Source organism: Cupriavidus sp. GW821-FHT02F09, from assembly GCF_059421605.1.
The window spans coordinates 106,869-129,621 of sequence record NZ_JBWKVH010000005.1; the positions used below are offsets into that span (position 1 = coordinate 106,869).

General features: G+C 66.5%; 24 protein-coding genes. 9 read left to right on the top strand and 15 right to left on the bottom strand.

The window, feature by feature from the left end:
- Positions 1–8 precede the first annotated feature (8 nt).
- The 4 genes from AC07XB_RS07915 to AC07XB_RS07930 form a co-directional block, all read right to left on the bottom strand.
- A complete protein-coding gene (locus tag AC07XB_RS07915; RefSeq protein WP_492376356.1) occupies positions 9–1,175 on the bottom strand; it encodes an AI-2E family transporter in 1,167 nt (388 codons plus the stop codon).
- A 163-nt stretch (positions 1,176–1,338) separates the two neighbouring features.
- On the bottom strand, positions 1,339–1,845 hold the full coding sequence (locus AC07XB_RS07920; RefSeq protein WP_492387204.1) for a DUF3318 domain-containing protein: 507 nt from the start codon (positions 1,843–1,845) through the stop codon (positions 1,339–1,341).
- Positions 1,842–2,222, bottom strand: a complete 381-nt coding sequence (locus tag AC07XB_RS07925) for a phage holin family protein (protein WP_492376354.1) — start codon at positions 2,220–2,222, stop codon at positions 1,842–1,844. Before AC07XB_RS07925 ends, AC07XB_RS07920 begins: the two co-directional genes overlap by 4 nt.
- A 170-nt stretch (positions 2,223–2,392) precedes the next feature.
- Positions 2,393–2,668, bottom strand: coding sequence for an ElaB/YgaM/YqjD family protein (locus AC07XB_RS07930; protein ID WP_006162945.1), 276 nt, complete (start codon positions 2,666–2,668; stop codon positions 2,393–2,395).
- Between the two features lie 281 nt (positions 2,669–2,949).
- Here AC07XB_RS07930 and AC07XB_RS07935 point away from each other — a divergent pair, with 281 nt between their 5' ends.
- Positions 2,950–3,588: a peroxiredoxin gene (locus tag AC07XB_RS07935; RefSeq protein ID WP_492376353.1), complete on the top strand. Its 639-nt coding sequence runs from the start codon at positions 2,950–2,952 to the stop codon at positions 3,586–3,588.
- Positions 3,589–3,747: 159 nt separating this feature from the next.
- On the opposite strand, the gene AC07XB_RS07940 is transcribed toward AC07XB_RS07935, so the two are convergent.
- Positions 3,748–4,941, bottom strand: coding sequence for an acyl-CoA dehydrogenase (locus tag AC07XB_RS07940; protein ID WP_006162948.1), 1,194 nt, complete (start codon positions 4,939–4,941; stop codon positions 3,748–3,750).
- A 215-nt stretch (positions 4,942–5,156) separates the two neighbouring features.
- Between AC07XB_RS07940 and AC07XB_RS07945 the strand changes: the two genes are divergently transcribed.
- Complete coding sequence (locus AC07XB_RS07945; RefSeq protein WP_043348497.1) at positions 5,157–5,972, top strand: IclR family transcriptional regulator; 816 nt, start codon at positions 5,157–5,159, stop codon at positions 5,970–5,972.
- Positions 5,973–6,026: 54 nt separating this feature from the next.
- Here AC07XB_RS07945 and kynA read toward each other — a convergent pair whose 3' ends face one another.
- From kynA to kynB, 3 genes are read right to left on the bottom strand one after another with little or no spacing between them, the layout of a single operon-like run.
- Positions 6,027–6,902 (bottom strand): tryptophan 2,3-dioxygenase, encoded by an 876-nt coding sequence (kynA, locus tag AC07XB_RS07950; protein ID WP_150984125.1) that lies wholly within the window; start codon positions 6,900–6,902, stop codon positions 6,027–6,029.
- A gap of 13 nt (positions 6,903–6,915) precedes the next feature.
- On the bottom strand, positions 6,916–8,172 hold the full coding sequence (gene kynU, locus AC07XB_RS07955; protein WP_492827714.1) for a kynureninase: 1,257 nt from the start codon (positions 8,170–8,172) through the stop codon (positions 6,916–6,918).
- A gap of 53 nt (positions 8,173–8,225) precedes the next feature.
- Positions 8,226–8,891, bottom strand: a complete 666-nt coding sequence (gene kynB, locus AC07XB_RS07960; RefSeq protein ID WP_492376351.1) for an arylformamidase — start codon at positions 8,889–8,891, stop codon at positions 8,226–8,228.
- Between the two features lie 162 nt (positions 8,892–9,053).
- On the opposite strand from kynB, the gene AC07XB_RS07965 reads away from it, so the two are divergent.
- A complete protein-coding gene (locus AC07XB_RS07965; protein WP_043348484.1) occupies positions 9,054–9,536 on the top strand; it encodes an Lrp/AsnC family transcriptional regulator in 483 nt (160 codons plus the stop codon).
- Between the two features lie 13 nt (positions 9,537–9,549).
- Here AC07XB_RS07965 and AC07XB_RS07970 read toward each other — a convergent pair whose 3' ends face one another.
- Positions 9,550–10,014, bottom strand: coding sequence for a MarR family winged helix-turn-helix transcriptional regulator (locus AC07XB_RS07970; protein WP_492827712.1), 465 nt, complete (start codon positions 10,012–10,014; stop codon positions 9,550–9,552).
- Between the two features lie 18 nt (positions 10,015–10,032).
- Positions 10,033–10,587, bottom strand: coding sequence for a flavin reductase family protein (locus tag AC07XB_RS07975; RefSeq protein WP_006162962.1), 555 nt, complete (start codon positions 10,585–10,587; stop codon positions 10,033–10,035).
- 171 nt (positions 10,588–10,758) lie between these two features.
- Here AC07XB_RS07975 and AC07XB_RS07980 point away from each other — a divergent pair, with 171 nt between their 5' ends.
- From AC07XB_RS07980 to AC07XB_RS07995, 4 genes are read left to right on the top strand one after another with little or no spacing between them, the layout of a single operon-like run.
- The gene (locus AC07XB_RS07980) at positions 10,759–11,865 is read left to right on the top strand and encodes a 2,5-dihydroxypyridine 5,6-dioxygenase NicX family protein (RefSeq protein WP_492376349.1); all 1,107 of its coding nucleotides are present in this window, start codon (positions 10,759–10,761) and stop codon (positions 11,863–11,865) included.
- Entirely contained in the window at positions 11,862–12,695 is an 834-nt protein-coding gene (locus AC07XB_RS07985; protein ID WP_492827710.1) for an alpha/beta fold hydrolase, read from the top strand. Before AC07XB_RS07980 ends, AC07XB_RS07985 begins: the two co-directional genes overlap by 4 nt.
- 58 nt (positions 12,696–12,753) lie before the next feature.
- Positions 12,754–13,998, top strand: coding sequence for an acyl-CoA dehydrogenase family protein (locus AC07XB_RS07990; protein WP_492375086.1), 1,245 nt, complete (start codon positions 12,754–12,756; stop codon positions 13,996–13,998).
- A complete protein-coding gene (locus tag AC07XB_RS07995) occupies positions 13,995–15,548 on the top strand; it encodes a class I adenylate-forming enzyme family protein (RefSeq protein ID WP_492827707.1) in 1,554 nt (517 codons plus the stop codon). The genes AC07XB_RS07990 and AC07XB_RS07995 overlap by 4 nt, the downstream gene beginning before the upstream one ends.
- Here the strand turns inward: AC07XB_RS07995 and AC07XB_RS08000 are convergent.
- The gene (locus AC07XB_RS08000; protein ID WP_492375088.1) at positions 15,505–16,443 is read right to left on the bottom strand and encodes a LysR family transcriptional regulator; all 939 of its coding nucleotides are present in this window, start codon (positions 16,441–16,443) and stop codon (positions 15,505–15,507) included. The genes AC07XB_RS07995 and AC07XB_RS08000 overlap by 44 nt on opposite strands.
- 125 nt (positions 16,444–16,568) lie before the next feature.
- Between AC07XB_RS08000 and AC07XB_RS08005 the strand changes: the two genes are divergently transcribed.
- Entirely contained in the window at positions 16,569–17,579 is a 1,011-nt protein-coding gene (locus AC07XB_RS08005) for a cyclase family protein (protein ID WP_492375089.1), read from the top strand.
- 83 nt (positions 17,580–17,662) lie between these two features.
- Complete coding sequence (gene msrA / locus AC07XB_RS08010) at positions 17,663–18,205, top strand: peptide-methionine (S)-S-oxide reductase MsrA (RefSeq protein ID WP_492375090.1); 543 nt, start codon at positions 17,663–17,665, stop codon at positions 18,203–18,205.
- A gap of 16 nt (positions 18,206–18,221) precedes the next feature.
- Here msrA and AC07XB_RS08015 read toward each other — a convergent pair whose 3' ends face one another.
- The 4 genes from AC07XB_RS08015 to AC07XB_RS08030 form a co-directional block, all read right to left on the bottom strand.
- Positions 18,222–19,298 carry a DUF72 domain-containing protein gene (locus tag AC07XB_RS08015; RefSeq protein ID WP_492827705.1) on the bottom strand — a complete coding sequence of 359 codons (1,077 nt, stop codon included), beginning with the start codon at positions 19,296–19,298 and terminating at the stop codon, positions 18,222–18,224.
- An 8-nt stretch (positions 19,299–19,306) separates the two neighbouring features.
- Complete coding sequence (locus AC07XB_RS08020; protein WP_416049344.1) at positions 19,307–20,539, bottom strand: class I SAM-dependent methyltransferase; 1,233 nt, start codon at positions 20,537–20,539, stop codon at positions 19,307–19,309.
- Between the two features lie 180 nt (positions 20,540–20,719).
- Positions 20,720–21,358 carry a pyridoxamine 5'-phosphate oxidase gene (gene pdxH / locus AC07XB_RS08025; RefSeq protein ID WP_174422553.1) on the bottom strand — a complete coding sequence of 213 codons (639 nt, stop codon included), beginning with the start codon at positions 21,356–21,358 and terminating at the stop codon, positions 20,720–20,722.
- A 139-nt stretch (positions 21,359–21,497) separates the two neighbouring features.
- Positions 21,498–22,691 (bottom strand): MFS transporter, encoded by a 1,194-nt coding sequence (locus AC07XB_RS08030; protein ID WP_492827703.1) that lies wholly within the window; start codon positions 22,689–22,691, stop codon positions 21,498–21,500.
- Positions 22,692–22,753: the final 62 nt, after the last annotated feature.

A 22,753-nucleotide genomic window follows, 5' to 3' on the forward strand; every position in this document is an offset into this window, starting at 1 on the left:
GCCAGGGCTCAGTCCGTGCGCGCCGCCTCGGGGCCCGGTGCCTGGGCGCTGGCTTGCCCGGTTGCGCCTGTGGACGGTGCGGGCGGCGTCGGGTCCTTGTCGTGCGCGGCGTCCCGGCGCTCGATTTCTTCCCGCGTGGACGTGGACAGGTCCCAACTGGCGATAAACAGCGCGGCGATCAGCGGGCCGATGACGAAGCCGCTCAGCCCGAACAGCGCCATGCCGCCCAGCGTGGAGATCAGCACTACCCAGTCGGGCATGCGAGTGTCCTTGCCAACCAGGATAGGGCGCAGCACGTTGTCCACCGCGCCGATCACCACCGCGCAGAAGCCGATCAGGATGGAGCCCTTGCCCACGTCGCCGGTCAGCAGGAAGTAGATCCCCACCGGTCCCCAGATCAGTGCGGCGCCCACCGCAGGCAGCAGCGACAGGAAGCCCATCAGCACGCCCCACAGCAGCGAGCCCTGGATGCCGAGGAACCAGAAGGCCAGGCCGCCCAGCGCGCCTTGCACCGCGGCCACGGCGATGTTGCCCTTGACGGTGGCGCGGGCCACGGTGGTGAACTTGCGCAGCAGGTGCTGCTTGTGCGGCTCGCTCAGCGGGATCGCCCGCATGATGATCTTGGAAAGCTGCGGGCCATCGCGCAGCAGGAAGAACAGCAGGTACAGCATCACGCCAAAGCTGACCACGAACTGGAATGTGTTCTGCCCGATGCTGAGCGCCTGCGCGGCGATGATCTGGCTGGCCTGGGCGGCCCCCGCAGTGAGCTTTTGCTGCAGGTCGCCGATATCGGTCAAGCCGAAGCGGTCCAGCACCCTTGTCACCGACGGCGGCAGGGCGTGCAAGGCTTGCTGGAAGTAGGCGCCGAAATTGAGCTGGCCGGACTTGATCTGCTGATAGACGGTGCTGCCTTCCTGGATCAGGGCGCCGGTGACAAAGATCAGCGGCAGCACGACGATCAGCAGGCATAGCGTCAGCGTGGTCAGCGATGCCAGGTTGCGTCGGCCGCCCATGCGCCGGGTCAGCCAGTTGTTGGGTGGCGTGAAGATGATGGCCAGAATGGCGCCCCAGAACACGGCGCCGAAGAAAGGTCGCAGGACGAAGCAGAAGGCTATCGACACGACTGCCAGCAGCAGGTAGAACGCCTTTTGCTGCATTTCCGCTCGTTGGGTCATTGTGCTGTCACCTTGCGTCGAAAAAGCGTTGGAGCGCGCGCCGCTATGGTGGCGTACGGCGGCTCGCCGCGGCGCGTGGCGCTGATTGCCTTCATTGCCTTATGACAGGCCCTCGGTAGGCAAGACCGACGCAGGTGGCGGCCTTGCATGGCGCATCGCGGTGCTAACGCACCAGCGGGTCGCGGAACCCTGTGTCGACGGTGTCGGACGGGGTCTTGCGGGCATCCTGGACGGAGCTTTTCTGAAAAGTCTCGTAGGCCCAGTAGCCGGCCGCGGCCAGCGCGCCGAGCTTGGACAGCTTCCAGCCCCAGCGCAGCACCGGGGTCTTGCGCAGCAGCGGCAGCGCCAGGGACACGGCTGAGCTGAGCAACGGGTAGTCCTTGGCGAGTCCAAGCAGCTTGAGCCAGGAGGCGGGCCGGGTCATGCGCGGCAGCCAGGTGCTGAAACGGCCGAGACGGGTCGCGCTGCCACGGACGTGATGGAGCGCCTGGGCGCAGTCGTAGCGCTCAAGCGCGGCGCGCGTGATCAGCAGCTCCTTGCGAATGGCAAGGGGCAGGCGCACCTCCCGCGCGAAACGTACGGGGCGTTGGTGCGAGCGAGGCGCTTTGGAGGTGGGTGCGGTGCCGGCCGCGTTGTCGGCCGGCTCGCCTGGGGTGTGTGGTGTGCTCATCGGCGCAGGATCTCCCGGTCTTTATCGATCTCGGCCAGCGTCGCTTCGAACAGGGGCGGGGCATTGCGTACCAGATGGCGGGCAACCGCGAGGCAGATTGCGCAGGCGGCCAGGTATAACGCAGCCAGCACGCCCAGGGCCTGCCAGCGGTAGGTGTCCCAGAACACGATGGCGATCAATACGGTCAGCGTCACCATGGCCAGGCCAAAGAACACCAGGCCGAAACAGGCCAGCAAGGCCATCTTCATCAGCCGGGAGCGTTCTTCCGCGAGTTCGACACTGGCAAGTTCAAGGCGAGTCTGCACCATTGCCACCAGTGATCCTGCCAGGCTGCGCAGGGCATCCATAAACTTGGGGGAAGAGGTGGGGTCGCTCATTCAATTCCGGCGAAGGCGTGCAGCGGCGAAGCGCTGCACCTGCTGCAGACGGGGAGCCCCGCCAGCGGTGCGGGACTGCTGGCGGGGCGTTGCCCGGCACTGCGCCGCGACATGCTGCGGCCCAGGTGCAAGGCGTTCGGGTTCATGCGCGAGGCCTGCGGCCTGGCGAATTACTTGCGGTTCAGCAATAGGCCGATCAGCAGGCCGACGCCGGCGGCAACGCCGACTGCGCGCCACGGATGGTCATGGACGTAGTCGTCGGTGGCGCGTGCAGCCGCCTTGCTCTTGGTGACCACGGCGTCCTGGAGGTCTTGGGCCTTTTCTTTGGCTTGTTTCAGCAGGCCCATGCCGCGCTCACGCAGTTCGGCAGCTTTTTCGCCTGTGGTCGAGGCCGCTTGCTTAAGCAGTTCTTCGGCATCGGACAAAACGGTCTTGACATCGCTCATCAGTTTCTCCTGTTGCGGGCGGTGGTTTCGGATTGTGACATTTTGCCTTCCCCGCACGTTGTCGGGCAGCTTCTCGCCCTCTTTACTAGCATATGCGGGGAACCGCCGTGGTTTCAACACCACGAGTCCGACACAGCGTGTAGGACTGTGACGCAGGACAAAGGTCTTAACAAAGGTCTTAATACAAAAAGGTGATTTTGTAGTGACTTTATATTCGTTTGGGTTGGATCGCAATCGCACTAGAGTGGTTCCACCCTATTTTGCCTCTTGAGGAGACCCGCATGGCTCTACGTCTCGGTGACATCGCGCCGGATTTCGAACAGGATTCCAGTGAAGGCCCGATTCGCTTTCATGAATGGCTGGGCGACAGCTGGGGCGTGCTTTTCTCGCACCCGGCCGATTTCACACCGGTCTGCACGACCGAACTCGGCCTGACGGCGAAGCTGAAGGGTGATTTTGCCAAGCGCAATGTCAAAGTCATCGCACTGTCGGTCGATCCTGTCGAGTCCCATCGCGAGTGGATCAAGGATATCAACGAGACCCAGGGTACCACGGTCAATTTCCCCATCATCGCCGATGGCGACCGCAAGGTTTCCGAGCTGTACGACATGATTCACCCCAATGCGAACGCGACCTTGACGGTGCGCTCGCTGTTTGTGATCGACGCGGAAAAGAAGGTGCGGCTGACCATCACCTACCCGGCCAGCACCGGGCGCAACTTCAATGAGATCCTGCGGGTGATCGATTCGCTGCAGCTCACCGACAACCATAGCGTTGCCACGCCGGGCAACTGGCAGGACGGCGAGGATGTGGTGATTGTGCCCTCGCTGAAGGACGAGGACGTGATAAAGCAGAAATTTCCGAAGGGATACAAGGCCGTGCGGCCTTACCTGCGGCTGACGCCGCAACCCAACAAGTAAGCAAGCAGCCGGCCGGGGCGCGTAGCGCCGGGCCGGCGGACCGGTGTTGTACAACGATGGGCTCGCCCGTCGTCTCTCCTTGGTAGTGTGCTTGGCCCGGCTTCGCAGCCGGGCCTTTTTATGTCTTGCGAGAGAGCGGGCGGGCCCGGGCGGCGTGCTTTAGAAGAACGCCTGGATGCCGGTCTGGGCGCGACCCAGGATCAGCGCGTGGATGTCATGGGTGCCTTCGTAAGTGTTGACCACTTCGAGGTTGACTACGTGACGGATCACGCCGAACTCGTCCGAGATGCCGTTGCCGCCGAGCATGTCGCGCGCCACGCGGGCGATGTCCAGCGACTTGCCGCAGGAATTGCGCTTCATGATCGAGGTGATTTCCACCGCGGCGGTGCCTTCGTCCTTCATGCGGCCCAGGCGCAGGCAGCCTTGCAGGCCCAGCGTGATCTCGGTCTGCATGTCGGCCAGTTTCTTCTGCACCAGCTGGTTGGCGGCCAGCGGGCGGCCGAACTGCTTGCGGTCCAGCGTGTACTGGCGCGCGGTGTGCCAGCAGAACTCGGCGGCGCCCAGGGCGCCCCAGGCGATGCCGTAGCGGGCCGAGTTCAGGCAGGTGAAGGGACCCTTCAGGCCGGACACGCCCGGCATCAGGTTCTCTTCCGGCACGAACACCTGGTCCATGACGATTTCGCCGGTGATCGAGGTGCGCAGGCCAACCTTGCCGTGGATGGCAGGTGCCGACAGGCCCTTCCAGCCCTTTTCGAGGATAAAGCCGCGGATCGCTTCCTTGCCGTCGTCGCCGACCAGCTTGCCCCACACCACGAATACGTCGGCGATGGGCGAGTTGGTGATCCACATCTTGGCGCCGGACAGCTCATAGCCGCCTGCCACCTTCTTGGCGCGTGTGATCATGGAGCCCGGGTCGGAGCCGTGGTTCGGCTCGGTCAGGCCGAAGCAGCCGATCCACTCGCCGGTTGCCAGCTTAGGCAGGTATTTCTGCTTCTGCGCTTCGCTGCCGAATTCGTGGATGGGCACCATCACCAGCGACGACTGCACGCTCATCATCGAGCGATAGCCTGAATCCACCCGCTCCACTTCGCGCGCGATCAGGCCGTAGGCCACGTAGTTCAGGCCGGGGCCGCCGTATTCCTCGGGAATGGTGGGGCCGAGCAGGCCCAGCTCGCCCATCTCGCGGAAGATCTCGATGTCGGTCTTCTCATTGCGGAACGATTGCAGTACGCGCGGGGCGAGCTTGTCCTGGCAATAGGCCAGGGCGGCGTCGCGCACCATGCGCTCGTCGGCGCTCAGTTGGTCGTCCAGCAACAGCGGGTCAGCCCAGTGGAATTCGGCGTTGGCAGCCATGTAGGTCTCCTTCGGTAGTGCAGGTCTAGTGCAGATCGGGATGGGCGGCCTCGCGAGCCAACCCTGAATTCAGGAAGTATCGGCGCATTCCGCGGTCCGCCGTGGTGCTATTGCGGTTCCGCATTGCGGAACTGTGTTCCGATGATGTAGTATATCGCAATGCGCGATCCATGCAATAGGGCGCGCTGCCTCCATCCAACCCGCGGAGATCACTTTTGGCCACTGAATCGCAAGCCACGCCTGCGGCGGATGCCGCCAGCGCCACACCGCGCGAGAGCGATCCCAATTTTGTTGCCGCGCTGGCGCGCGGCCTTGAGCTGCTGCGTTGCTTTCGCACTGGCGAGTCGATGCTGGGCAACCAGGATTTCGTGCGCCGCACGGGCTTTCCCAAAGCCACCGTGAGCCGGCTGGCCGGCACACTGGTGCAACTGGGCTACCTGCGCTACGACGATAGCCTGGGCAAGTACGCACTCGATGCCGGCGTGCTGGCACTAGGCTATTCCTACCTGTCCGCGTCCAATGTGGTGACGCTGGCGCGCCCGCACATGCTGGCGTTCGCGCAGGCTTACGGGGTGTCGGTCTCGCTGGGCAAGCGCGAGCGCATGGAGGTGATCTATCTTGAATCGATTCGCAACGATGCGGGCGTGATGCTGGGGCTGGGCGTGGGGTCGCGGCTCTCGCTGGTATCGAGTTCCATGGGCCGCGCTTACCTGGCGGCCTTGCCGGCAGCCAAGCGCGAACGGGTGCTGGCAGAGTTTGCCCTGGCCTATCCCGAACAGTGGAAAACCCAGGAGGCGGCGATGCGTGCCACGGTGGAGCAGGCGTCGACCCTGGGCTATGCGGCGTCGTTCCGTGACTGGCACCCAGCCATCCACGCATGCGCGGTGGCATTCCGTCCGGTGGGGGAGAAGGAGCTCCACATGCTGAGTTGCAGTGCGTCCTATGGCTCGGTCGAGGAAGCGGTGTTTCACGACAAGCTGGCGCCGGCCTTGCGCGCGCTGGCGGCGCGGCTGTCGGACCCGGCGCTCTGAAGCGCGGCGACGCCGGCCTTGGCCGGTGTCGCGTTCCCAATACGTACGGCCCGCTTACAGATCCGTTCGCAGCTTCCACAACTCCGGGAACAGCACCACGTCAAGCATCTTGCGCAGGTAGCTGACGCCTTCGGTGCCGCCGGTGCCGCGCTTGAAGCCGATCACGCGTTCCACGGTGGTGACATGGCGGAAGCGCCACTGCCGGAAAGCATCTTCCAGGTCGACGAACTTCTCGCCTAGTTCATACAGTTCCCAGTGCGCCTCGGGCTTGCGATAGACCTCTAGCCATGCCGCTTCCACCGAGGCGTTCTCGCCGGCCGGCTTGGTCCAGTCCCGCTCGATGCAGGCCGCATCGATGGCAAAGCCGCGCCGCGCCATCAGGCGGATCGCTTCGTCATACAGCGACGGCGTGCGCAGGGCTTCTTCTACCAGCGCCAGGTGTTGCGGCTGGTGCGCATGCGGGCGCAGCATGGCCGCGTTCTTGTTGCCGAGGATGAACTCGATCTCGCGGTACTGGAACGATTGGAAACCAGACGACATCCCGAGGTAAGGGCGCATCGCCGAGTACTCCGGCGGCGTCATCGTCGCCAGCACGCTCCACGCCTGCACCAGTTGCTCCATGATGCGCGAGACTCGCGTGAGCATCTTGAAGGCTGGCGGCAACTGGTCCTGGCGCACGCATTCGCGCGCGGCGCGCAGCTCGTGCAGTGCCAGCTTCATCCACAGCTCGCTGGTCTGGTGCTGCACGATGAACAGCATCTCGTTGTGCTCGGGCGAGAGCGGATGCTGGGCGTTGAGAATCTGGTCCAGCGCCAGGTAATCGCCGTAGCTCATGTCCTTGGCGAAATCCATCTGGGCGTCGTGCCAGCTGGCATCGCTGGTCTCGGTGGCGCCTGCGCCCGACATCGGGCATCCCTTGTGGTTGCTCATGGCGTGCTCCTGCTCAGGTCACCAGGCCGCGCGTCTGGTGACGCTCGGCCTTGTAGGTGCCGCTGTCGAGCACGTCGCGCAGGATTTCCACCGCATCCCAGACTTCGGTGAAGCTGGTGTACAGCGGCGTGAAGCCAAAGCGCGCGATGCGTGGCTCGCGGTAGTCGCCGATCACGCCGCGCTCGATCAGGGCCTGCACCACAGCAAAGCCGTCCGGATGGGCAAAGCTCACATGGCTGCCGCGGCGCGCATGGGCGCGCGGGGTCACCAGTTCGAGCGGATGCGCGGCGCAGCGTGTTTCCACCAGTGCGATAAAGAGGTCGGTCAGCATCAGCGACTTGGCGCGTAGCGCTGCCATGTCGGTCTGGGCGTAGATATCGAGCCCGCATTCGACCATGGCCAGCGAGGCAATGGGCTGGGTGCCGCACAGGAAACGCGCTACGCCTTCGCGCGGGCGGTAGCAGGGTTCCATCGCGAACGGCGCGGCGTGGCCCCACCAGCCGGACAGCGGTTGCCAGAAGGCATCGCGCAGCGACGGCGCGACCCACAGGAAGGCGGGCGAGCCGGGGCCGCCGTTGAGGTACTTGTACGTGCAGCCGACCGCGTAGTCCGCACCCGATGCCTTGAGCGCCACGGGCACGGCGCCGGCCGAGTGGGCCAGGTCCCACACCGTGAGCGCGCCGCGGGCATGCGCCATCTCGGTCACGCTGGCCATGTCGAGCATTTCGCCGGTCTTGTAGTTGACATGGGTCAGCATCAGCACGGCGGTGTCGGCGTCCACCGCCGCATCGATCTCCTCGGGCGCATGCACCAGGCGCAGCGAATAGCCTTGCTGCAGCAGGTCAGCCAGCCCCTGTGCGATGTAGAGGTCGGTGGGGAAGTTGCTGGCTTCCGATACGATCACCTTGCGCTTCGGGTCGCGGGTCTGCTGCACGCGCAGCGCGGCCGCCAGCACCTTGAACAGGTTGGCGGAGGTGGTGTCGGTCACCACGACTTCGTCCTCGCCGGCGCCGACCAGCGGTGCCAGCATATTACCCAGGCGCTGGGGCAGTTCGAACCACCCGGCCGTGTTCCAGCTGCGGATCAGGCCCGTGCCCCATTCCTCGCTCACCACTTCGGCGGCGCGTGCCGCGGCGCTGCGCGGGCGCGCGCCCAGCGAGTTGCCATCGAGGTAGATCACGCCTTGCGGGAGCGCGAACTGGTCGCGCAGGTGGCGCAGCGGATCTTCTTGGTCGAGGGCGAGGCATTGCTCGCGGGTCAGTGCGGTCATGTGTGAGAGGTTTCCTGGGGGGAGGTTGGGGTCGGGTCGTTCAGTGCGATCGTTCAGGCCAGGCTGCGCAGCACGGCACGCACCGGGCTTGCATCGAGTCCGGCAAAGCGCAGGGGCAGGGCAATCAGTTCGTAGTCGGCCTCGGCCACGGCGTCGAGCACCAGGCCTTCGAGGATGGCCAGGCGATGCCGGCGCACCATGTTATGCGCGGCCATGGTCTTGGATTCCTGTGGGTCCAGCGAGGGCGTGTCGATGCCGACCAGCGTCACACCGTGCTCTGCGAGCAACGCGATGGTTTCCGGCGCGACCGCGCAGAAGTCCGGGTCCCACTTCGCCAGCGGTGCTTGCTGGTAAGTGCGCAGCAGCACACGCGGCGGTACGCCTGCCAGCGCGTGTTCGATGTGGCGGGGCTCGACCAGCGGGGCCGCACCGATGCAATGGATCACCCGGCACGGGCCGAGGTAGGGCGCCAGGTCCACCGCGCCGATGGGCGCGCCGTCGGCGGCGTAGTGCAGCGGCGCATCGGCATGGGCGCCGGTGTGGGGCGACAAGGTAATGCGCCCGACATTGACGGGGCAGTGGGCGTCGATCTGCCAGTTGCGCTCGAGCTGGAACGGCGTGTCGCCCGGCCACACCGGCGTGTCGGGCGAGAGCGCGGGACTGATATCCCAGAGCTGGCGCGGCCTATCGTTGGTATCGGGGGTGGGGCGGTTCGTCATCGGGGGCTGACGCCTGGGAGCGGCGTTCCAAGGCTCTTCATGGAGCGGATGACGGCATGATAGTCAATATTACGGACAAGAGGCTTGCGAAATGGCCCGTGGATTCCAATGGTTTTCGCATAGAATTTCATTTGTGAAGAGATTTATGGAAGAATCTGCGAAATGAACCTGGATCCCATCGATTTGCGCATCCTGACCTGCCTCCAGGAGAACGGGCGCATCAGCAACCAGGACCTGGCCGACCGCGTGGCGCTGTCGCCTTCGGCCTGCCTGCGGCGGGTGCGTTTGCTGGAGGAGGACGGTGTGATCGGCGGCTACCGGGCGTGGTTCGACGCCGAGCGGCTCGGCCTGGAACTGGAGGCGATCGTGCAGGTGTCGATGCGCCCCGAAACCGAGGGCTGGCACGATACCTTCAACGCGGCGGTGCAATCCTGGCCTGAAGTGGTGTCGGCCTACATCATCACCGGCGACAGCAATTACATCCTGACCGTGCAGGCGCGCAACCTCAAGCACTACTCGGATTTCATCGTGAACCGGCTCTACCGCACGCCGGGCGTGATGGATATCCGCTCGAACATCGTGCTGCAAAGGATCAAGACGGATGGCTCGCCGCTGGCGGTCGTCAAGGGCGAGCCGCGGCCCTGAGGGCTGTCGCCACTCAGCGCGGCGCGTGCAGCGCGATCAGGCGGCGCAAGGTGTCCTTGAGCTGATTGCCCTGCGCGACGCCAAAGTCATCCAGCACTTGTTGCTCGTGGGCGGCGGCTTGGTCTAGCAAGGCGCGGGCGCGGCTGCGCCCGCGCGCGGTGATCGATACCAGCGCATGGCGGCGGTCCAGGGCGCCGTTGCGCCGCGTGACGAGGCCGTCGGCGGCCATGCGGTCGATCAGCTTGGTCAGGGTGGGCTGCTTGGTGAGCGTGATATCGGCCAGCGTGCCGATGGTGCAGTCCGGCCGGCCGGTCAGCGTGGCCAGCACGCGCCATTCGGGCACGGAGAACCCGGCTGCCTCGACCTGCCGGTGGAACTCGCCCGACACAAGGTGGCTGGCCCGCGCCAGCAGATAGGGCAGGTAGCCATCTACAAAAGCGTCTGGGGCCGCCGGGGCCGGCTTGGGCGAATCCTTCATGGCTGCTGCGCCCGGACTTCAGTCCGTCAGCGGATCGGTGGTGGCAAAGCGGCCGTCGTGGAACACCAGCGGGTTGCCCGCGTTGTCGTGCACGCCGCAGCGCTCCACCTCGCCCACGAAGATGACGTGGTCGCCCTCGTCGTAGCGGCTGCGGTTGTGGCATTCGAACCAGGCCAGCGCGTTGGCCAGGATCGGCAGGCCGTTCTCGGACAGGCGGTAGTCGACACCCGCGAAGCGGTCGCCCTTGAGCGTGGCGAAGCGCTGGCACAGGTCCAGTTGCGAGGCCGACAGCACATTGATGATGTAGTGCGAGCCGTCGCGGAACATCGGCAGGCTGTTGGCGCGCGTGGCCATGCTCCACAGCACCAGCGGCGGATCGAGCGAGACCGAGTTGAACGAGCTGGCGGTAATGCCCACGAACGGCGCGCCCGGCGGCGAACCAGGGCCCGCGCGGGTGGTGATCACCGTCACGCCGGTGGCGAACTGGGACAGCGTGCGCCGGAAGTGCAGCGTATCGAAATCGGGAGAAGCGGCCTTGCCGATGATGCTTGGCGTGGCCTCAGGCATGCCCATAGCGCGGGCTCCACTGGGATCCATGAAATTTCATATATTATTTGCGCCAGCGACAAGAATCACAAGCACAAAGCTAATGCGTCCGGCGGGAGGCATCGGTGGGCTGGCGCACCAAGGCCATTCCCCCGGGACCCTGCCAGGATCGCAGCAGATCGCACCAGGAGGAGACCTATGCTCATCGAGCAAATCGAGCACCGCTGGCTGGCGGCTTTTCGGCGCACCCTTGAACTGTGCGCCCTGTCCGCCCAGGAAGTGGTTGGGATTGTAACGGAGTCCCAATCCCGACGCGTCAATGTGGAGTTGGCGGAACTGGCGGTGCAATCGCTGGGCGCCACGCCCGTGCGCATCCGGGTGCCGTCCCCGGCGCTTGCCGCCCCCGCGCCCGTGCGTTCCACCGGCGCCAGCGATGCCTTGCAGCAACTCGCCCCGGTGGTGGCCGCCTTGCAGCGCTGCCACCTGGTGATCGATTGCACCGTGGAGGGCCTGCTGCATGCGCCCGAACTCCCGCTGATCCTCAAAGGCGCCGACGGCGTCGTGCCGCGCCTGCTGATGGTCAGCAACGAACATCCCGAGATCCTGGAGCGCTGCCTGCCCGATCCCGCGCTGGAGAGCAGCGTGCGCGCGGCCATGAAACGGTTGCGCGGCGCAGGCGAGATGCGCGTGCATTCGGCCGCCGGCACCGAGCTGCGCGTCGGGCTCGCAAGCGCGCGCGTCGGCGGCGTCTGGGGCTACTGCAACAAGCCCGGCCAGGTCGCGCACTGGCCCGGCGGCCTGTGCCTGGCCTTCCCCGCCGGCGGGCAGGTCAACGGCACGCTGGTGCTCGCGCCGGGCGACGTCAACCTGACCTTCAAGACCTACCTGCGCGACACCATCGTCTGCCATATCGAGGATGACTACATGGTCGGCATCGAAGGGCAGGGCATGGACGCCGACATGATGCGCGGCTACTACGCGGCGTGGGCCGACCGCGAAGGCACGCGCGACGCCTACGCGGTTTCGCACGTGGGCTGGGGCTTGAACCCGCAGGCCCGCTGGGATGCGATGACGTTCTACGACAAACGCGACTGCAACGGCACGGAGCTGCGCGCCTTCGCCGGCAACTTTCTCTACTCCACCGGCGCCAACGAGGTCGCCGGCCGCCACACGCTGGGCCACTTCGACCTGCCGCTGCGCAACTGCACGATCACGCTCGACGGCGTGGGCGAGGTGGACGAAGGCCGGCTCGCCGGCCCGGCCACGCCCGAAGCGGCCCAAACAAACAACAAGGCAAGCGCATGAACGAGAACGTGAATCCTGGCCCCCAGCCCCAGCCCCATGCCAATGGCATCTCCATCATCGCGCAGGGCACCGGCCCCGTGGCCGTCGTGATGCTGCATGGCATCGGCGGCGGCAAGGCCGCGTGGCCGGCGCAGATCGCTGCGCTGGTGCAAGCGGGCTATCGGGCGGTGGCCTGGGACATGCCTGGCTACGGCGACAGCGCCATGATCGATCCCTGTGATTTCGCCGGGCTGGCGCATGCCTTGCAGCCGGTGCTGCAGGCCGAGCGCGACGCGGGCCGGCGCGTGGTGCTGCTAGGCCACAGCATGGGCGGCATGGTCGCGCAGGAAGCTTACGCAGCCATGCCAGGACTGATCGACGCAATGGTGCTGTCCGGTACGTCGCCCGCATTCGGCAAGGCCGATGGCCAGTGGCAACGCGACTTCGTGGCTGCGCGCACGGCGCCGCTCGATGCCGGCAAGACCATGGCGGAGATGGCCAACGGGCTGGTGCGCGCCATGGTCGCGCCGCAGGCCGAGCCTCGCGCGGTGGCGTTCGCCGCCAGCGTGATGGCGGCCGTGCCGCCCGACACCTATCGCGCCGCTTTGCAGGCGCTGGTGCGCTTTGACCGGCGCGAAGTGCTGGCGCGCATCACCGTGCCGGTGCTGGTGCTGGCCGGCGAACACGACGCCAATGCCGCGCCCGCCGTGATGGAGCGCATGGCGCAGAAGATCGCTGGCGCCGAGTACCTGTGCTTGCCCGCGGTGGGCCACCTGGCTTGCATGGAGCGCCCGGCGGATTTCAATGCCGCCGTGCTCGGCTTCCTGGGGCGGCATTTCCCGCTGCACTGAATCCACAAGAACATCGAGGCATCGCCACGCGTGTGGCCGATGCCCGGGAGACACGATCATGCCATTGGACTTCATCCCCGCCGTCGGCAGCGCCGATTTCACCGAGGCGCAGGAGCGCCTGCTGACGCTCGCCAACCGGCTTGGCCGCGAGCGCTTTGCCCCGCGCGCGGCGCAGTGGGACCGCGAGGCCAGCTTCCCCTTTGCCAACTATGATGATCTGCGCGAGGCCGGCCTGCTGGCCTTGTGCGTGCCGCGCGAGTTTGGCGGAGAGGGCGCGGACTTCGCCACGTATTGCATGGTGGGCGCGGAGATCGGCCGCTTTTGTGGCGCCACCGCGCTGACCTACAACATGCACATCTGCTCCACCATGTGGACCGGCATGCTGGCCGACGGCATCGCCATGACGCCCGAGCAGCGCGCCGAGCACGAGGCCCGGCGCGAGCTGCACTTTGCGCGCGTGGTGAAGGACGGCGCGATCTACGCTCAGCCCTTCTCGGAGGGCTCGGCCGCCGCAGCCGGGCGCGCGCCCTTCGGCACCAGCGCACGCAAGGTCGAAGGCGGCTGGGTGCTCAATGGCCGCAAGATCTTTGCGTCGCTGTCGGGCGCGGCGGACTACTACGGCATCCTCTGCACGGAGGAGTGCGCGGACCACTCGCCCGATATGCGCGACACGCTCTACATCGCGGTGCCGGGCGAGGCCGAAGGCCTCACCGTGACCGGAGAGTGGGACCCGATGGGCATGCGCGGCACGGTGTCGCGCACGCTGCTGCTCAAGGATGTGTTCGTCGCCGACCAGGAGCAACTGATGCCGCGCGGCGTCTATTACAAAGCGGCGCAGACCTGGCCAGCCATGTTCTTCACGCTCTCGCCGACCTATCTCGGCGTGGCGCAGGCCGCATACGACTTCACCGTGCAGTACCTGCGCGGCGAAGTGCCGGGCCAGCCGCCGGTGAAGCGCCGCATGTATCCCACCAAGCAGATCGCCGTGGCGCAGATGCGCATCCAGCTGGAGAACATGCGCTCGATCTTCTGGCGCGTGATTCATGAAGCCTGCGCCAGCCCGGGGAAGGATGCGCGCATGCGGCTGTACGCTGCGCACTACAGCGTGATGGAAGGCGCTAACGACATCGCCCGGCTGGCGATCCGCACCTGCGGCGGCCAGTCCATGCTCAAGGACCTGCCGCTGGAGCGGCTCTATCGCGATTCGCGCTGCGGCGCGCTGATGCTGCCCTGGACCGCCGAGCTGATCCTGGACCGCATGGGGCGCGAGACCCTGTACGAGTCGGGCGAGCGCGACGAATGAGCGAGCGCGCCAACCGGCTGTTCGCTGGCACGCCGGAGCCGGGCGCGCTGCTGCGCACACTGCATGCGCATGTCAGTGCCGCGCCCCTGCGCCCGGCGCTGCATAGCCTCGGCTACACCATCGACTATGGCAAGCTGTGGCGCCGCGTGGAACGCGTCTGCGCACACCTGGCTGGCACCTGGGGCGTGCAGCCGGGCGATCGCGTGGGCACGCTGTGCCTGAACCACGATCTGCAGCTCGCCATCCTGTTCGCGTGCGCAAGGCTCGGGGCCATCTTCGTGCCGCTGAACTTCCGGCTGGCCGTGCCGGAGCTGAGCGCCATCGCCGCGCATGCGGGCATTCGCCTGCTGTTCCACGATGCGCCGCACGCGCAGGCTGCGGCGGCGGTGGCAGCCGCCCTGCCGGAGCCTGCCGCGCGGGCGCCGATCGATAGCCTGATCGACCGGCCGGCGCCGCTGGACACGCCCCTGCCGAGGCCATCGCAGCCGCCCGGCGAGGCGCCCCTGCTACTGGTCTACACCTCCGGCTCCACAGGCCATCCCAAGGGCGCGCTGCACACGCAGGCCGGCTTGCTGGCCAACGCGCGCGCGAGCTGGTGGGCGCACGGCATGACGCGGGACGACCATGTGCTGTCCGTGCTGCCGCTGTTCCATGTGGGCGGCTTGTGCATCCAGACGCTGCCGGCATTGCTGGCCGGGGCGCAGGTGACGTTGCACCAGCGTTTCGCGCCGGATGCCTGGCTCGATGCGTGCGCGCAGACGCAGCCCACGCTGTCGCTGATGGTGCCAGCCACGCTGCGCGCCGTGCTGGAACATCCCGGCTGGCCAAGCGTGGACCTCTCTTCGCTGCGCGGCGTGATGGCTGGCTCCTCGCCGATTCCCCGCGCGTACATTGATGCCTTCCATGCGCGCGGCGTCCCGCTCGGGCAGGTCTACGGCGCTACAGAGACCGGTCCCGTATCGGTCGTGCTGCGCCTGGACCAGGCCAAGGCCCGGCCCGGCTATGCCGGCTGGCCCCAGCCGGAGGTACAGGTACGGCTAGCCGATGCGCAAGGCATTGCGGTCGCCGATGGCGAAGTGGGCGAGCTCTGGCTCGCGGGCGCCAACCTGATGCAGGGTTACTGGCGGCAGCCGGAGCATCCGGATTTCCGCGATGGCTGGTTCCGCTCGGGAGACCTAGCGCATCGCTATACCGATGGTTGCATCGAGGTGGTCGGCCGCAGCAAGGACATGATCATCTCGGGCGGGGAGAACATCTATCCGGCCGAGATCGAGAACGCGCTGCTGGGCCTGCCCGGCGTGCTGGATTGCGCGGTGGTGGGGCTGCCGGACGCGCGCTGGGGCGAGGTGCCGGTTGCCGTCGTGGTGGCTGCCGCCGGCGCGGATCGCGCCGCGCTGGCGCCAGAGGCGCTGCGTGAAACGCTGGCGCTATCGATTGCGCGGTTCAAGCTGCCGCAGCGGGTGGTGCTGGTGGACAGCCTGCCCAGGAGCGCGCTTGGCAAGGTGCTCAAGCCCCAGTTGCGGGCGATGGTGGCGGCGTCGTTGCGCTAGCGTCCGGCTGGCCTTGCAGAGCCTCGGCCAGGAACGCCACGAACGCGCCCACCTTCCGTTGCAGGTGCCGGTGGCTGGCATAGAGCGCATAGATGCTCCGGCCGGCCAGCGCATGCTCCGGCAGCACCCTGACCAGCTCGCCGCGCGCCAGCAGGGGCAGCGCGATGAATGAGGGCAGCGCGCCGATGCCTAGCCCGGCCAGCAGCATATCGCTGAGCAGCAGGCTGTTGTTGGCCGAGAAGCGCGCGGGCACTTCGATGCTGGTGGTGCCTTGCGGCCCTTCCAGGTGCCAGCTGCCGGGATAGTCGGCCAGCTGGTAGGCCAGGCAGTCGTGGTTGCGCAGATCCTCGACGGTGCGCGGCGTGCCGCGCGCTGCCAGGTAGGCGGGGGCGGCGCAGATGGTTTGCTCTACCTTGCCCAGCCGCCGCGCGATGAGGGACGAGTCCGTCAATGCAGAGCGGATGCGCAGCGAGACGTCGAAGCCCTCCGACACCACGTCCAGCAAGCGGTCGTCCAGGGTCAGCTCGACCTGTACCTGCGGATAGCGCGCCATGAACGTCACCAGCAGAGGCGAGAGCACCTTGAGCCCGAACGATAGCGGCGCGTTCACGCGCAGGCGGCCGCTGATCTCATCCGTGCCGGCGGCTGTGGCCCGCTCCAGCGCATCGAGCTCGTCGAGCAGGCGGCAGCACTCGGCAAAGTAGGCGCGGCCGGTTTCCGACAGGCGCATGCGGCGCGTGGTGCGCTGGATCAGCAGCGCGCCCAGGCGCGCCTCCAACTGGCGCACCTGCTTGCTGACCGCGGCGGTCGACTGCCCGAGATCGGCGGCAGCCTGGCTGAAGCTATCGCGTTCCACCACGCGCCGGAAGGTGCGCATCGCCGCGAGCAGATCCATATATTTTCCTGCTGGTTGAATATGTTTGTCTGAATTTGCAGATTATCTACCATCACGTGCCTAATAGGATGGCGGCATGCCTTCCACGTTGCTGTGGAAACCGCCAATCCAGTCAGGAGTCCACTATGTCCTTTCGTCTTACCCCTGCCGCCAGCGCCACGCGCCGCCTGGCCGCTTTTTCCCTGCCGCTGCTGTTCGCGCTACTGAGCGGCGCCGCTGGCGCGGCGCCCCAGGTGGGCGTCAGCCCCTGGGGCCCTAAGGATGAGATCGGCCGCCTCAACCTGATTACCCCGGCCTCGCGCGCCGCCATCATGGCGCGGGTTTCCGGCACGCAGGCCTACGACCTGGCGGTGGACTACTTCATCGGCATGCCGAGCTGGCAGGCCGCCGGCGATCCGCCCTACCAGATGTGGATGACCCATACCCCGCACGGCAACCTGGTGGCTGATTCCATGCAGGTGGGCGAGGCGATGAACCGGCATGTCAGCTACAGCGGCTCGGCGGTTTCCATGTATGCCCACATGGGCACGCATATCGATGCGCTGAACCACTTCGGCCTGAACGGCAAGATCTGGAATGGCTATTCCGCTGCCGAGCACCTGGGCGATCGCGGCTGGAAAGTGACAGGCGCGGAGAAGTTGCCGCCGATCGTCGCCCGTGGCGTGCTGATCGACGTGGCCGCGGCCAAGGGGCTGGACATGCTGCCCGACAACTACCGCGTGACGCGCAAGGACCTGCGCGAAGCGCTGGACAAGCAAGGCGTGGCGCTGGAGCAGGGCGATGTGGTGCTGATCCGCACCGGGCGCATGCAGCACTATGAAAACGCCCAGGCCTATATGGCCAACCCGCCGGGACTGGGACTGGATGCAGCCAGGTTCCTGGTCGAGGAAGGGGGCGCGATGGTTGTGGGGGCCGATAACCTGAGCTTCGAGACGTTCCCGGCGGAGGTGCCCGACAACTACATCCCGGTCCATACTTATTTGCTGGCGCAGCAGGGCGCACCGATCATCGAGCTGGTGAACCTGGAGGCCTTGTCGCGCGAGCGCGTCTACCAGTTCGCTTTTATCGGCGCCTCATTGAAGTTCCGCGGGGCCGACGCCGCGCCGATCCGGCCGGTCGCTTTGCCGATCCGTTAGGCGCGGCGTCCATTGCAGTCTCGGGCGACGTGAAGGGTGGCGAACGAGTATGCTACCTATAGTCATGAGCCGGAGAGATCAAGATGGACAACGAGCATGAGATTGCCACGCTGGGCGGTGGTTGCTTCTGGTGCCTGGAAGCGGTGTACCAGCAAGTCAAGGGCGTACGGGCCGTGGAGTCGGGCTATACCGGCGGCCACGTAAACCATCCGACTTACGAGCAGGTGTGCAGCGGCGACACCGGGCACGCCGAAGTGGTGCGCGTGACCTTCGATCCCACGGTGATCAAGTTCCGCGAGATCCTGGAGATCTTCTTTGCCATCCACGATCCCACCACCCTCAACCGGCAGGGCAACGATGTCGGCACGCAGTACCGCTCGGTGATCTTCACCAACACGGAGCCGCAGCGTGCCATGGCCGAGTATGTGATGCGGGAGGTGGCGGAGCACAAGCTCTACGATGCGCCGCTGGTGACGCAGATCGAGCCCACGCAACCGTACTGGCGCGCGGAGGAAGGCCACCAGAATTACTTCCAGAACCACCCGAACCAGGGCTATTGCTCGTTTGTGATTTCACCCAAGCTGGCCAAGTTCCGGCAGAAGTTCGCGCATCACCTGAATCGCTGATGCGCCGGGCCTGCGCTCAGCTTGCTTCCAGGCGCTCGGCAATGGCCTCGGCCAGCCGCACGCAAGTCAACGGCGCCGAGCCTTCCGCCTTGTTGCTGACGATCACATAGGCGGGCTGGCCCGCGCGCAGCGTGCGCACCACCTGCTCGGCGATCACCGCGCGGGTATGCGGGTCTTCGTCGATCAGCCGGTCAAACGGCGCGTAGCGGGATTCGGCTTGCTCGTAGGCAAAGCCCGCATGCAACATCCACCGCAGCACCAGCGGTCCTGGTGCGCCCTCGTCCATGAGTGCTTGTGCTGGCAGTTGCCGTTCGGCCGGCGGCATGCGCTCGCGCGCGGACAGGCAGAAACGCACGCCGCGTGCGCGCAGCAGCTTGATGAAGCGCGGCGTGAGCAAGGCGGCATCGCGCAACTCCACAGCGTAGCAGGCGTGCGGTGTCGTGGCGGCGTCGAGCGCGGGCAGGGCGCCGAGGAAGGCGTCGAGCCGCGACAGGAAGCCGGCGCTGTCGGTGGCCATCGCACCTAGCGGGGAAAGCTGGAACAGCAGCGGCCCGCACTTGGCGCCGAGGCCCGCGGTGGCCGGCGCGATGAAATCGCGCGCGGCGATCTCGGCATCGAGGAAGCTGGCGTTGGCCAGCCGGCCGGCGCCTTCGGACGTGCGCAGCCACGGATCGCAAACGCTGGCAGGTGCCTTGATCAGGAAGCGGAAGTGCGCGGGCACCTGGGCCGCGTAGGCAACGTAGTCGGCAAGCGGGATCGGCGCGTAGAACCCGCGATCGATGCCGGCGGCACGCAGCAAAGGATGCTGCGAGTAGGCGGCCAGTCCTTTGCGCGAGAGCAGGCTGTCGGTGTACTCCCCCTGGTAGACCAGGCCGTTCCAGCCGCCATAGGACCATGATGATGTGCCGAGATGCAGCCCGGCCGGCAGGCGTTCGGCCAGCGCGAGCAGGGCAGGGTCCGGGGCCGGCGCCAGTACACTTTTGCCGCGCGATGGCTTGGCGGCAGCGGTCGGGGAAGCTCCGGCAAGTGGTGCGGCGCCGGCAGCGGCCACCCCTGGCGGCTCCAGCAGGCCGCCGAACAGGTCTTCAGTCAAGCCGATTTTCAGTCAAGCGATTTGTCGTAGATGTAGCGGCGCGACCAGGGCAAGCTCTGCGACGAGAGGCCGGCCTTGTGGCAAACCACCTGGTAGATCGACATCTGGTCGGTATCGAAGGCATGGCCGCAGCCTGCCAGGTAGACGCGCCAGATGCGGTATTTCTTCTCGCCCACCATGGCCCGGATGGTATCACCCTGCGCTTCGAAGTTGTCCGCCCAATGTTGCAGCGTGCGCCGGTAGTGGCCGCGCATCAACTCTACATCGGTGGCTTCCAGGCCGCCGCGCTGCAGGGTGTTGAGCACCATGCCGATGTGCGGCAGCTCGCCCTGCGGGAACACGTAGCGGTCCATGAACTCGGAGCCGTCCATGGGCGTGGCGCCGCTGTCGGGGTCGGGCGACGTGATGCCGTGGTTCATGGCGAAGCCATCATCGGCGAGCAACTCGCGCATGCGGCCGAAATAGGCGGGCAGGTTGTCCTTGCCGACGTGCTCGAACATGCCGACGCTGGTGATGCGGTCGAAGGTGCCGGCCGTGTCGCGGTAATCCTGCAAACGGATCTCGATGCGGTCGGACAGGCCCGCCTGCCTGACGCGTTCGGTCGCCAGGTCGAACTGGTTCTGCGACAGCGTGATGCCCACGCAGCGCGCGCCGAACTTTTCCGCCGCGCGGATGACCAGCGCGCCCCAGCCGCAGCCAATGTCGAGCAAGGTCTGTCCGGGCTGCAGCCGGATCTTGGTCAGGATGTGGTCGATCTTCTTGCGCTGGGCGGTGGCAAGGTCTTCATTGCCATGCTCGAAGTAGGCGCAGGAGTACACCATGCCCGGGTCCAGCCAGAGCCGGTAGAACGCGTTGGATACGTCGTAGTGATACTGGATCGAGGCCTTGTCCGCCGCCTTGGTGTGGGCGAAATGCTGGGCCACCCGTGCCAGTGCGCCACCGGCCTGCGCGCTGGCGGCAGCCGAGAAGCGGTAAGCCACGGCGATGATGTCGCTGAGCGTGCCGTCCAGGTCGATCTTTTCCTGGACATAGGCTTCGCCGAGATTGTCGAGGCTGGGCGTGAGCAGCAGGGGCAGGGCACCCGCCTCGCGTATGGTCAGGGTCACCGCGGGATGATCGAAGCGGCCGAGCGGATACTCGTTGCCGTTCCATAGCCGCAGCCTCACAGGGAGATTGGCCCGGTCGCGCAGATCGGCGATCCAGTGGTCCAGTTGCTTGTCCAGTGCTTGCTTGAAAAACATGCGGCCTCCCTCCTGATGGTTGCGGCACACTCCTCGAACTACAGCACAGGGCAGGCGGGGCCTGCTCCTGGTGGCCGCTTCCTCACAAAACCGGAAAGCGACCCTGACTTACTTTACGACAATTCCTAATTTTGTGCAGTGCGCGGCCTCGGCAACCGGTGGCACCGCGGCTCATGGCGCTCAGGGCGACAGACGCACGATTTGCCAGCTGCCGTCCGGCGCCAGGCGGTAGGCGATCCGGTCGTGCAAGCGCGACGGGCGTCCCTGCCAGTACTCGATGCGGGTCGGCACCAGCCGGTACCCGCCCCAGTGCGCCGGCCGCGGCGGGTTATCGCCGAACTTGGCGCGGAAATCCGCTTCGCGCTGCTCCAGCACCGTGCGGTCCGCCACCTCGCGGCTCTGCTCCGAGGCCCATGCCCCGAGGCGCGAGCCGAGCGGACGCGTCGCGTAGTAAGCATCGCTCTCGCTATCGGTAACCTTTTCAACGCGTCCTTCCACGCGCACCTGGCGCTCCAGCTGCACCCAGTGGAACAGCAGCGCCGCGCGCGGGTTGGCGGCAAGGTCCAGGCCCTTGCGGCTTTCGTAGTTGGTGAAGAACGTAAAGCCCTGGGTGTCCATGGCCTTGAGCAGCACAATGCGTGCCGAGGGCTGGCCGTCGGCGTCGACGGTGGCCAGCGTCATGGCATTGGGTTCCGGGAGCTTGGCGTGGATGGCTTCATCGAACCAGCGCTGGAACTGGCTGATGGGATCGGACGCCACGTCGGATTCGGACAGCGATCCGAGTACGTAGGTGCGGCGGAGGTCGGCGAGTTGGGTCATGTCGGATCAGGTATCGAGTCAGCAGGCCGCGCGCGGGGCAAGCATGCACGGCGCCGGCGGCCTGTCTGATTTGAGTATAGCGAAAGCGCAGCGGACCGCATTTGCGCCTAAGCAACTCATGCGCGATGCCGTGGGCGCCTCAGGCCGGCGGCTGGGGCAGCTTGCGGGCCTGGCCACGCGAGTAATAGCCGGCCACGCCCATTGCCCCTGCCATCGACAGGAAAATCGGCAGCATGCCAAGCGCCGTGCCGACCACGCCAAAGGTCAGCGGCCACACCACCTGGCTGGTATTGAGCACGGCCGAGCGCAATCCCAGGGCCTCGCCGGCGCGCCCGGTGGGCGAGGCCGTGTGCAGGATGTTCATGACGTTGGGCTGCGCGCTGCCGAGCGCCAGGCCTAGCAGGAAGGCCAGGCAGCACATCAGCCAGAACTCGGCCGCGAAGGGGTAGAGCAGGTAGGCCACCGCCCCGACCAGCAGCGCGACCCGAATCACCTTCCACTCCGAGAGCCGGCGCGACACCAGCGGCATTGCCACACGGATGGCGAAGGTGGCAATGGCGAAGGCACCCAGCACCCAGCCGACCGACGACGGCGAAAGGCCAACCCGGGTGCCCTGGATGGGAATGAGGAAGGCGTGCAGGTCCCAGGCCGCCGACAGGACCGCGCTGGCGATAAAGACCGCGCGCAACTCCGGGTGGGCAAGCAAGCCCAATGTGGAGTTGCGGGTGCCGTCCACGATGGCGCCGCGCGCGGCGCGCCCGCCGTGTGCCGGCAGCCGCCCGCGCATGAAGTACAGGCCGACCAGCCCTGCGGCCGCTACTGCCACCAGCACAAAGAAAGCCGGGCGGTAGCCAGCGTGCTCGATCACATAGCCCATCATCACCGGGCCCAGCGTGCCGGAGAACGAGAATCCCAGCGCTTGGAGCGTGTAGTTGCGCAGCCGCGTGCCATCGGTGGAAATCTGCCCGATCAGCAACTGCATGGCGACCTGCACCAGCATGAAGCCGACGCCGATCAGCGCGCAGGAAAGGTAGAGTGCCGCGATGCCCGGCCACAGCGCCGGCAGCAGCGTGCCCGCGACCACCATCAATGAGCCCGCGGTCATCGGCTTGCGTGGCCCGATCTCGTCGATGCGCTTGCCGGCATGGATCGCCAGCAGCATCGGCAGCAACGCATAAAGCGACATCAGGATGCCGAGCGTGACGGTCGAGGCTTTGAGCGAGAGGGCAAACAGTGACACCACGACGCGGCTGGCATTGAAGGCTACGTGGTTGCACACCGTTAGGGCGATCAGGCAGCCGATCGGCGGGACGGTGGCATGTAGCGGCGTCATGCAGGGGCGGGGGCTGGAGGGGAAATCGGGAAAAACAAGTGCGGCCGAAACCGCACCCTGAG

Bases quoted from the DNA above. Each gene is read 5' to 3' on its own strand.
- AC07XB_RS07915 (WP_492376356.1), bottom strand. From the start codon at position 1,175: ATGACCCAACGAGCGGAAATGCAGCAAAAGGCGTTCTACCTGCTGCTG.
- AC07XB_RS07920 (WP_492387204.1), bottom strand. From the start codon at position 1,845: ATGAGCACACCACACACCCCAGGCGAGCCGGCCGACAACGCGGCCGGC.
- AC07XB_RS07925 (WP_492376354.1), bottom strand. From the start codon at position 2,222: ATGAGCGACCCCACCTCTTCCCCCAAGTTTATGGATGCCCTGCGCAGC.
- AC07XB_RS07930 (WP_006162945.1), bottom strand. From the start codon at position 2,668: ATGAGCGATGTCAAGACCGTTTTGTCCGATGCCGAAGAACTGCTTAAG.
- AC07XB_RS07935 (WP_492376353.1), top strand. From the start codon at position 2,950: ATGGCTCTACGTCTCGGTGACATCGCGCCGGATTTCGAACAGGATTCC.
- AC07XB_RS07940 (WP_006162948.1), bottom strand. From the start codon at position 4,941: ATGGCTGCCAACGCCGAATTCCACTGGGCTGACCCGCTGTTGCTGGAC.
- kynA (WP_150984125.1), bottom strand. From the start codon at position 6,902: ATGAGCAACCACAAGGGATGCCCGATGTCGGGCGCAGGCGCCACCGAG.
- kynU (WP_492827714.1), bottom strand. From the start codon at position 8,172: ATGACCGCACTGACCCGCGAGCAATGCCTCGCCCTCGACCAAGAAGAT.
- kynB (WP_492376351.1), bottom strand. From the start codon at position 8,891: ATGACGAACCGCCCCACCCCCGATACCAACGATAGGCCGCGCCAGCTC.
- AC07XB_RS07965 (WP_043348484.1), top strand. From the start codon at position 9,054: ATGAACCTGGATCCCATCGATTTGCGCATCCTGACCTGCCTCCAGGAG.
- AC07XB_RS07970 (WP_492827712.1), bottom strand. From the start codon at position 10,014: ATGAAGGATTCGCCCAAGCCGGCCCCGGCGGCCCCAGACGCTTTTGTA.
- AC07XB_RS07975 (WP_006162962.1), bottom strand. From the start codon at position 10,587: ATGGGCATGCCTGAGGCCACGCCAAGCATCATCGGCAAGGCCGCTTCT.
- AC07XB_RS07980 (WP_492376349.1), top strand. From the start codon at position 10,759: ATGCTCATCGAGCAAATCGAGCACCGCTGGCTGGCGGCTTTTCGGCGC.
- AC07XB_RS07985 (WP_492827710.1), top strand. From the start codon at position 11,862: ATGAACGAGAACGTGAATCCTGGCCCCCAGCCCCAGCCCCATGCCAAT.
- AC07XB_RS07990 (WP_492375086.1), top strand. From the start codon at position 12,754: ATGCCATTGGACTTCATCCCCGCCGTCGGCAGCGCCGATTTCACCGAG.
- AC07XB_RS07995 (WP_492827707.1), top strand. From the start codon at position 13,995: ATGAGCGAGCGCGCCAACCGGCTGTTCGCTGGCACGCCGGAGCCGGGC.
- AC07XB_RS08000 (WP_492375088.1), bottom strand. From the start codon at position 16,443: ATGGATCTGCTCGCGGCGATGCGCACCTTCCGGCGCGTGGTGGAACGC.
- AC07XB_RS08005 (WP_492375089.1), top strand. From the start codon at position 16,569: ATGTCCTTTCGTCTTACCCCTGCCGCCAGCGCCACGCGCCGCCTGGCC.
- msrA (WP_492375090.1), top strand. From the start codon at position 17,663: ATGGACAACGAGCATGAGATTGCCACGCTGGGCGGTGGTTGCTTCTGG.
- AC07XB_RS08020 (WP_416049344.1), bottom strand. From the start codon at position 20,539: ATGTTTTTCAAGCAAGCACTGGACAAGCAACTGGACCACTGGATCGCC.
- pdxH (WP_174422553.1), bottom strand. From the start codon at position 21,358: ATGACCCAACTCGCCGACCTCCGCCGCACCTACGTACTCGGATCGCTG.
- AC07XB_RS08030 (WP_492827703.1), bottom strand. From the start codon at position 22,691: ATGACGCCGCTACATGCCACCGTCCCGCCGATCGGCTGCCTGATCGCC.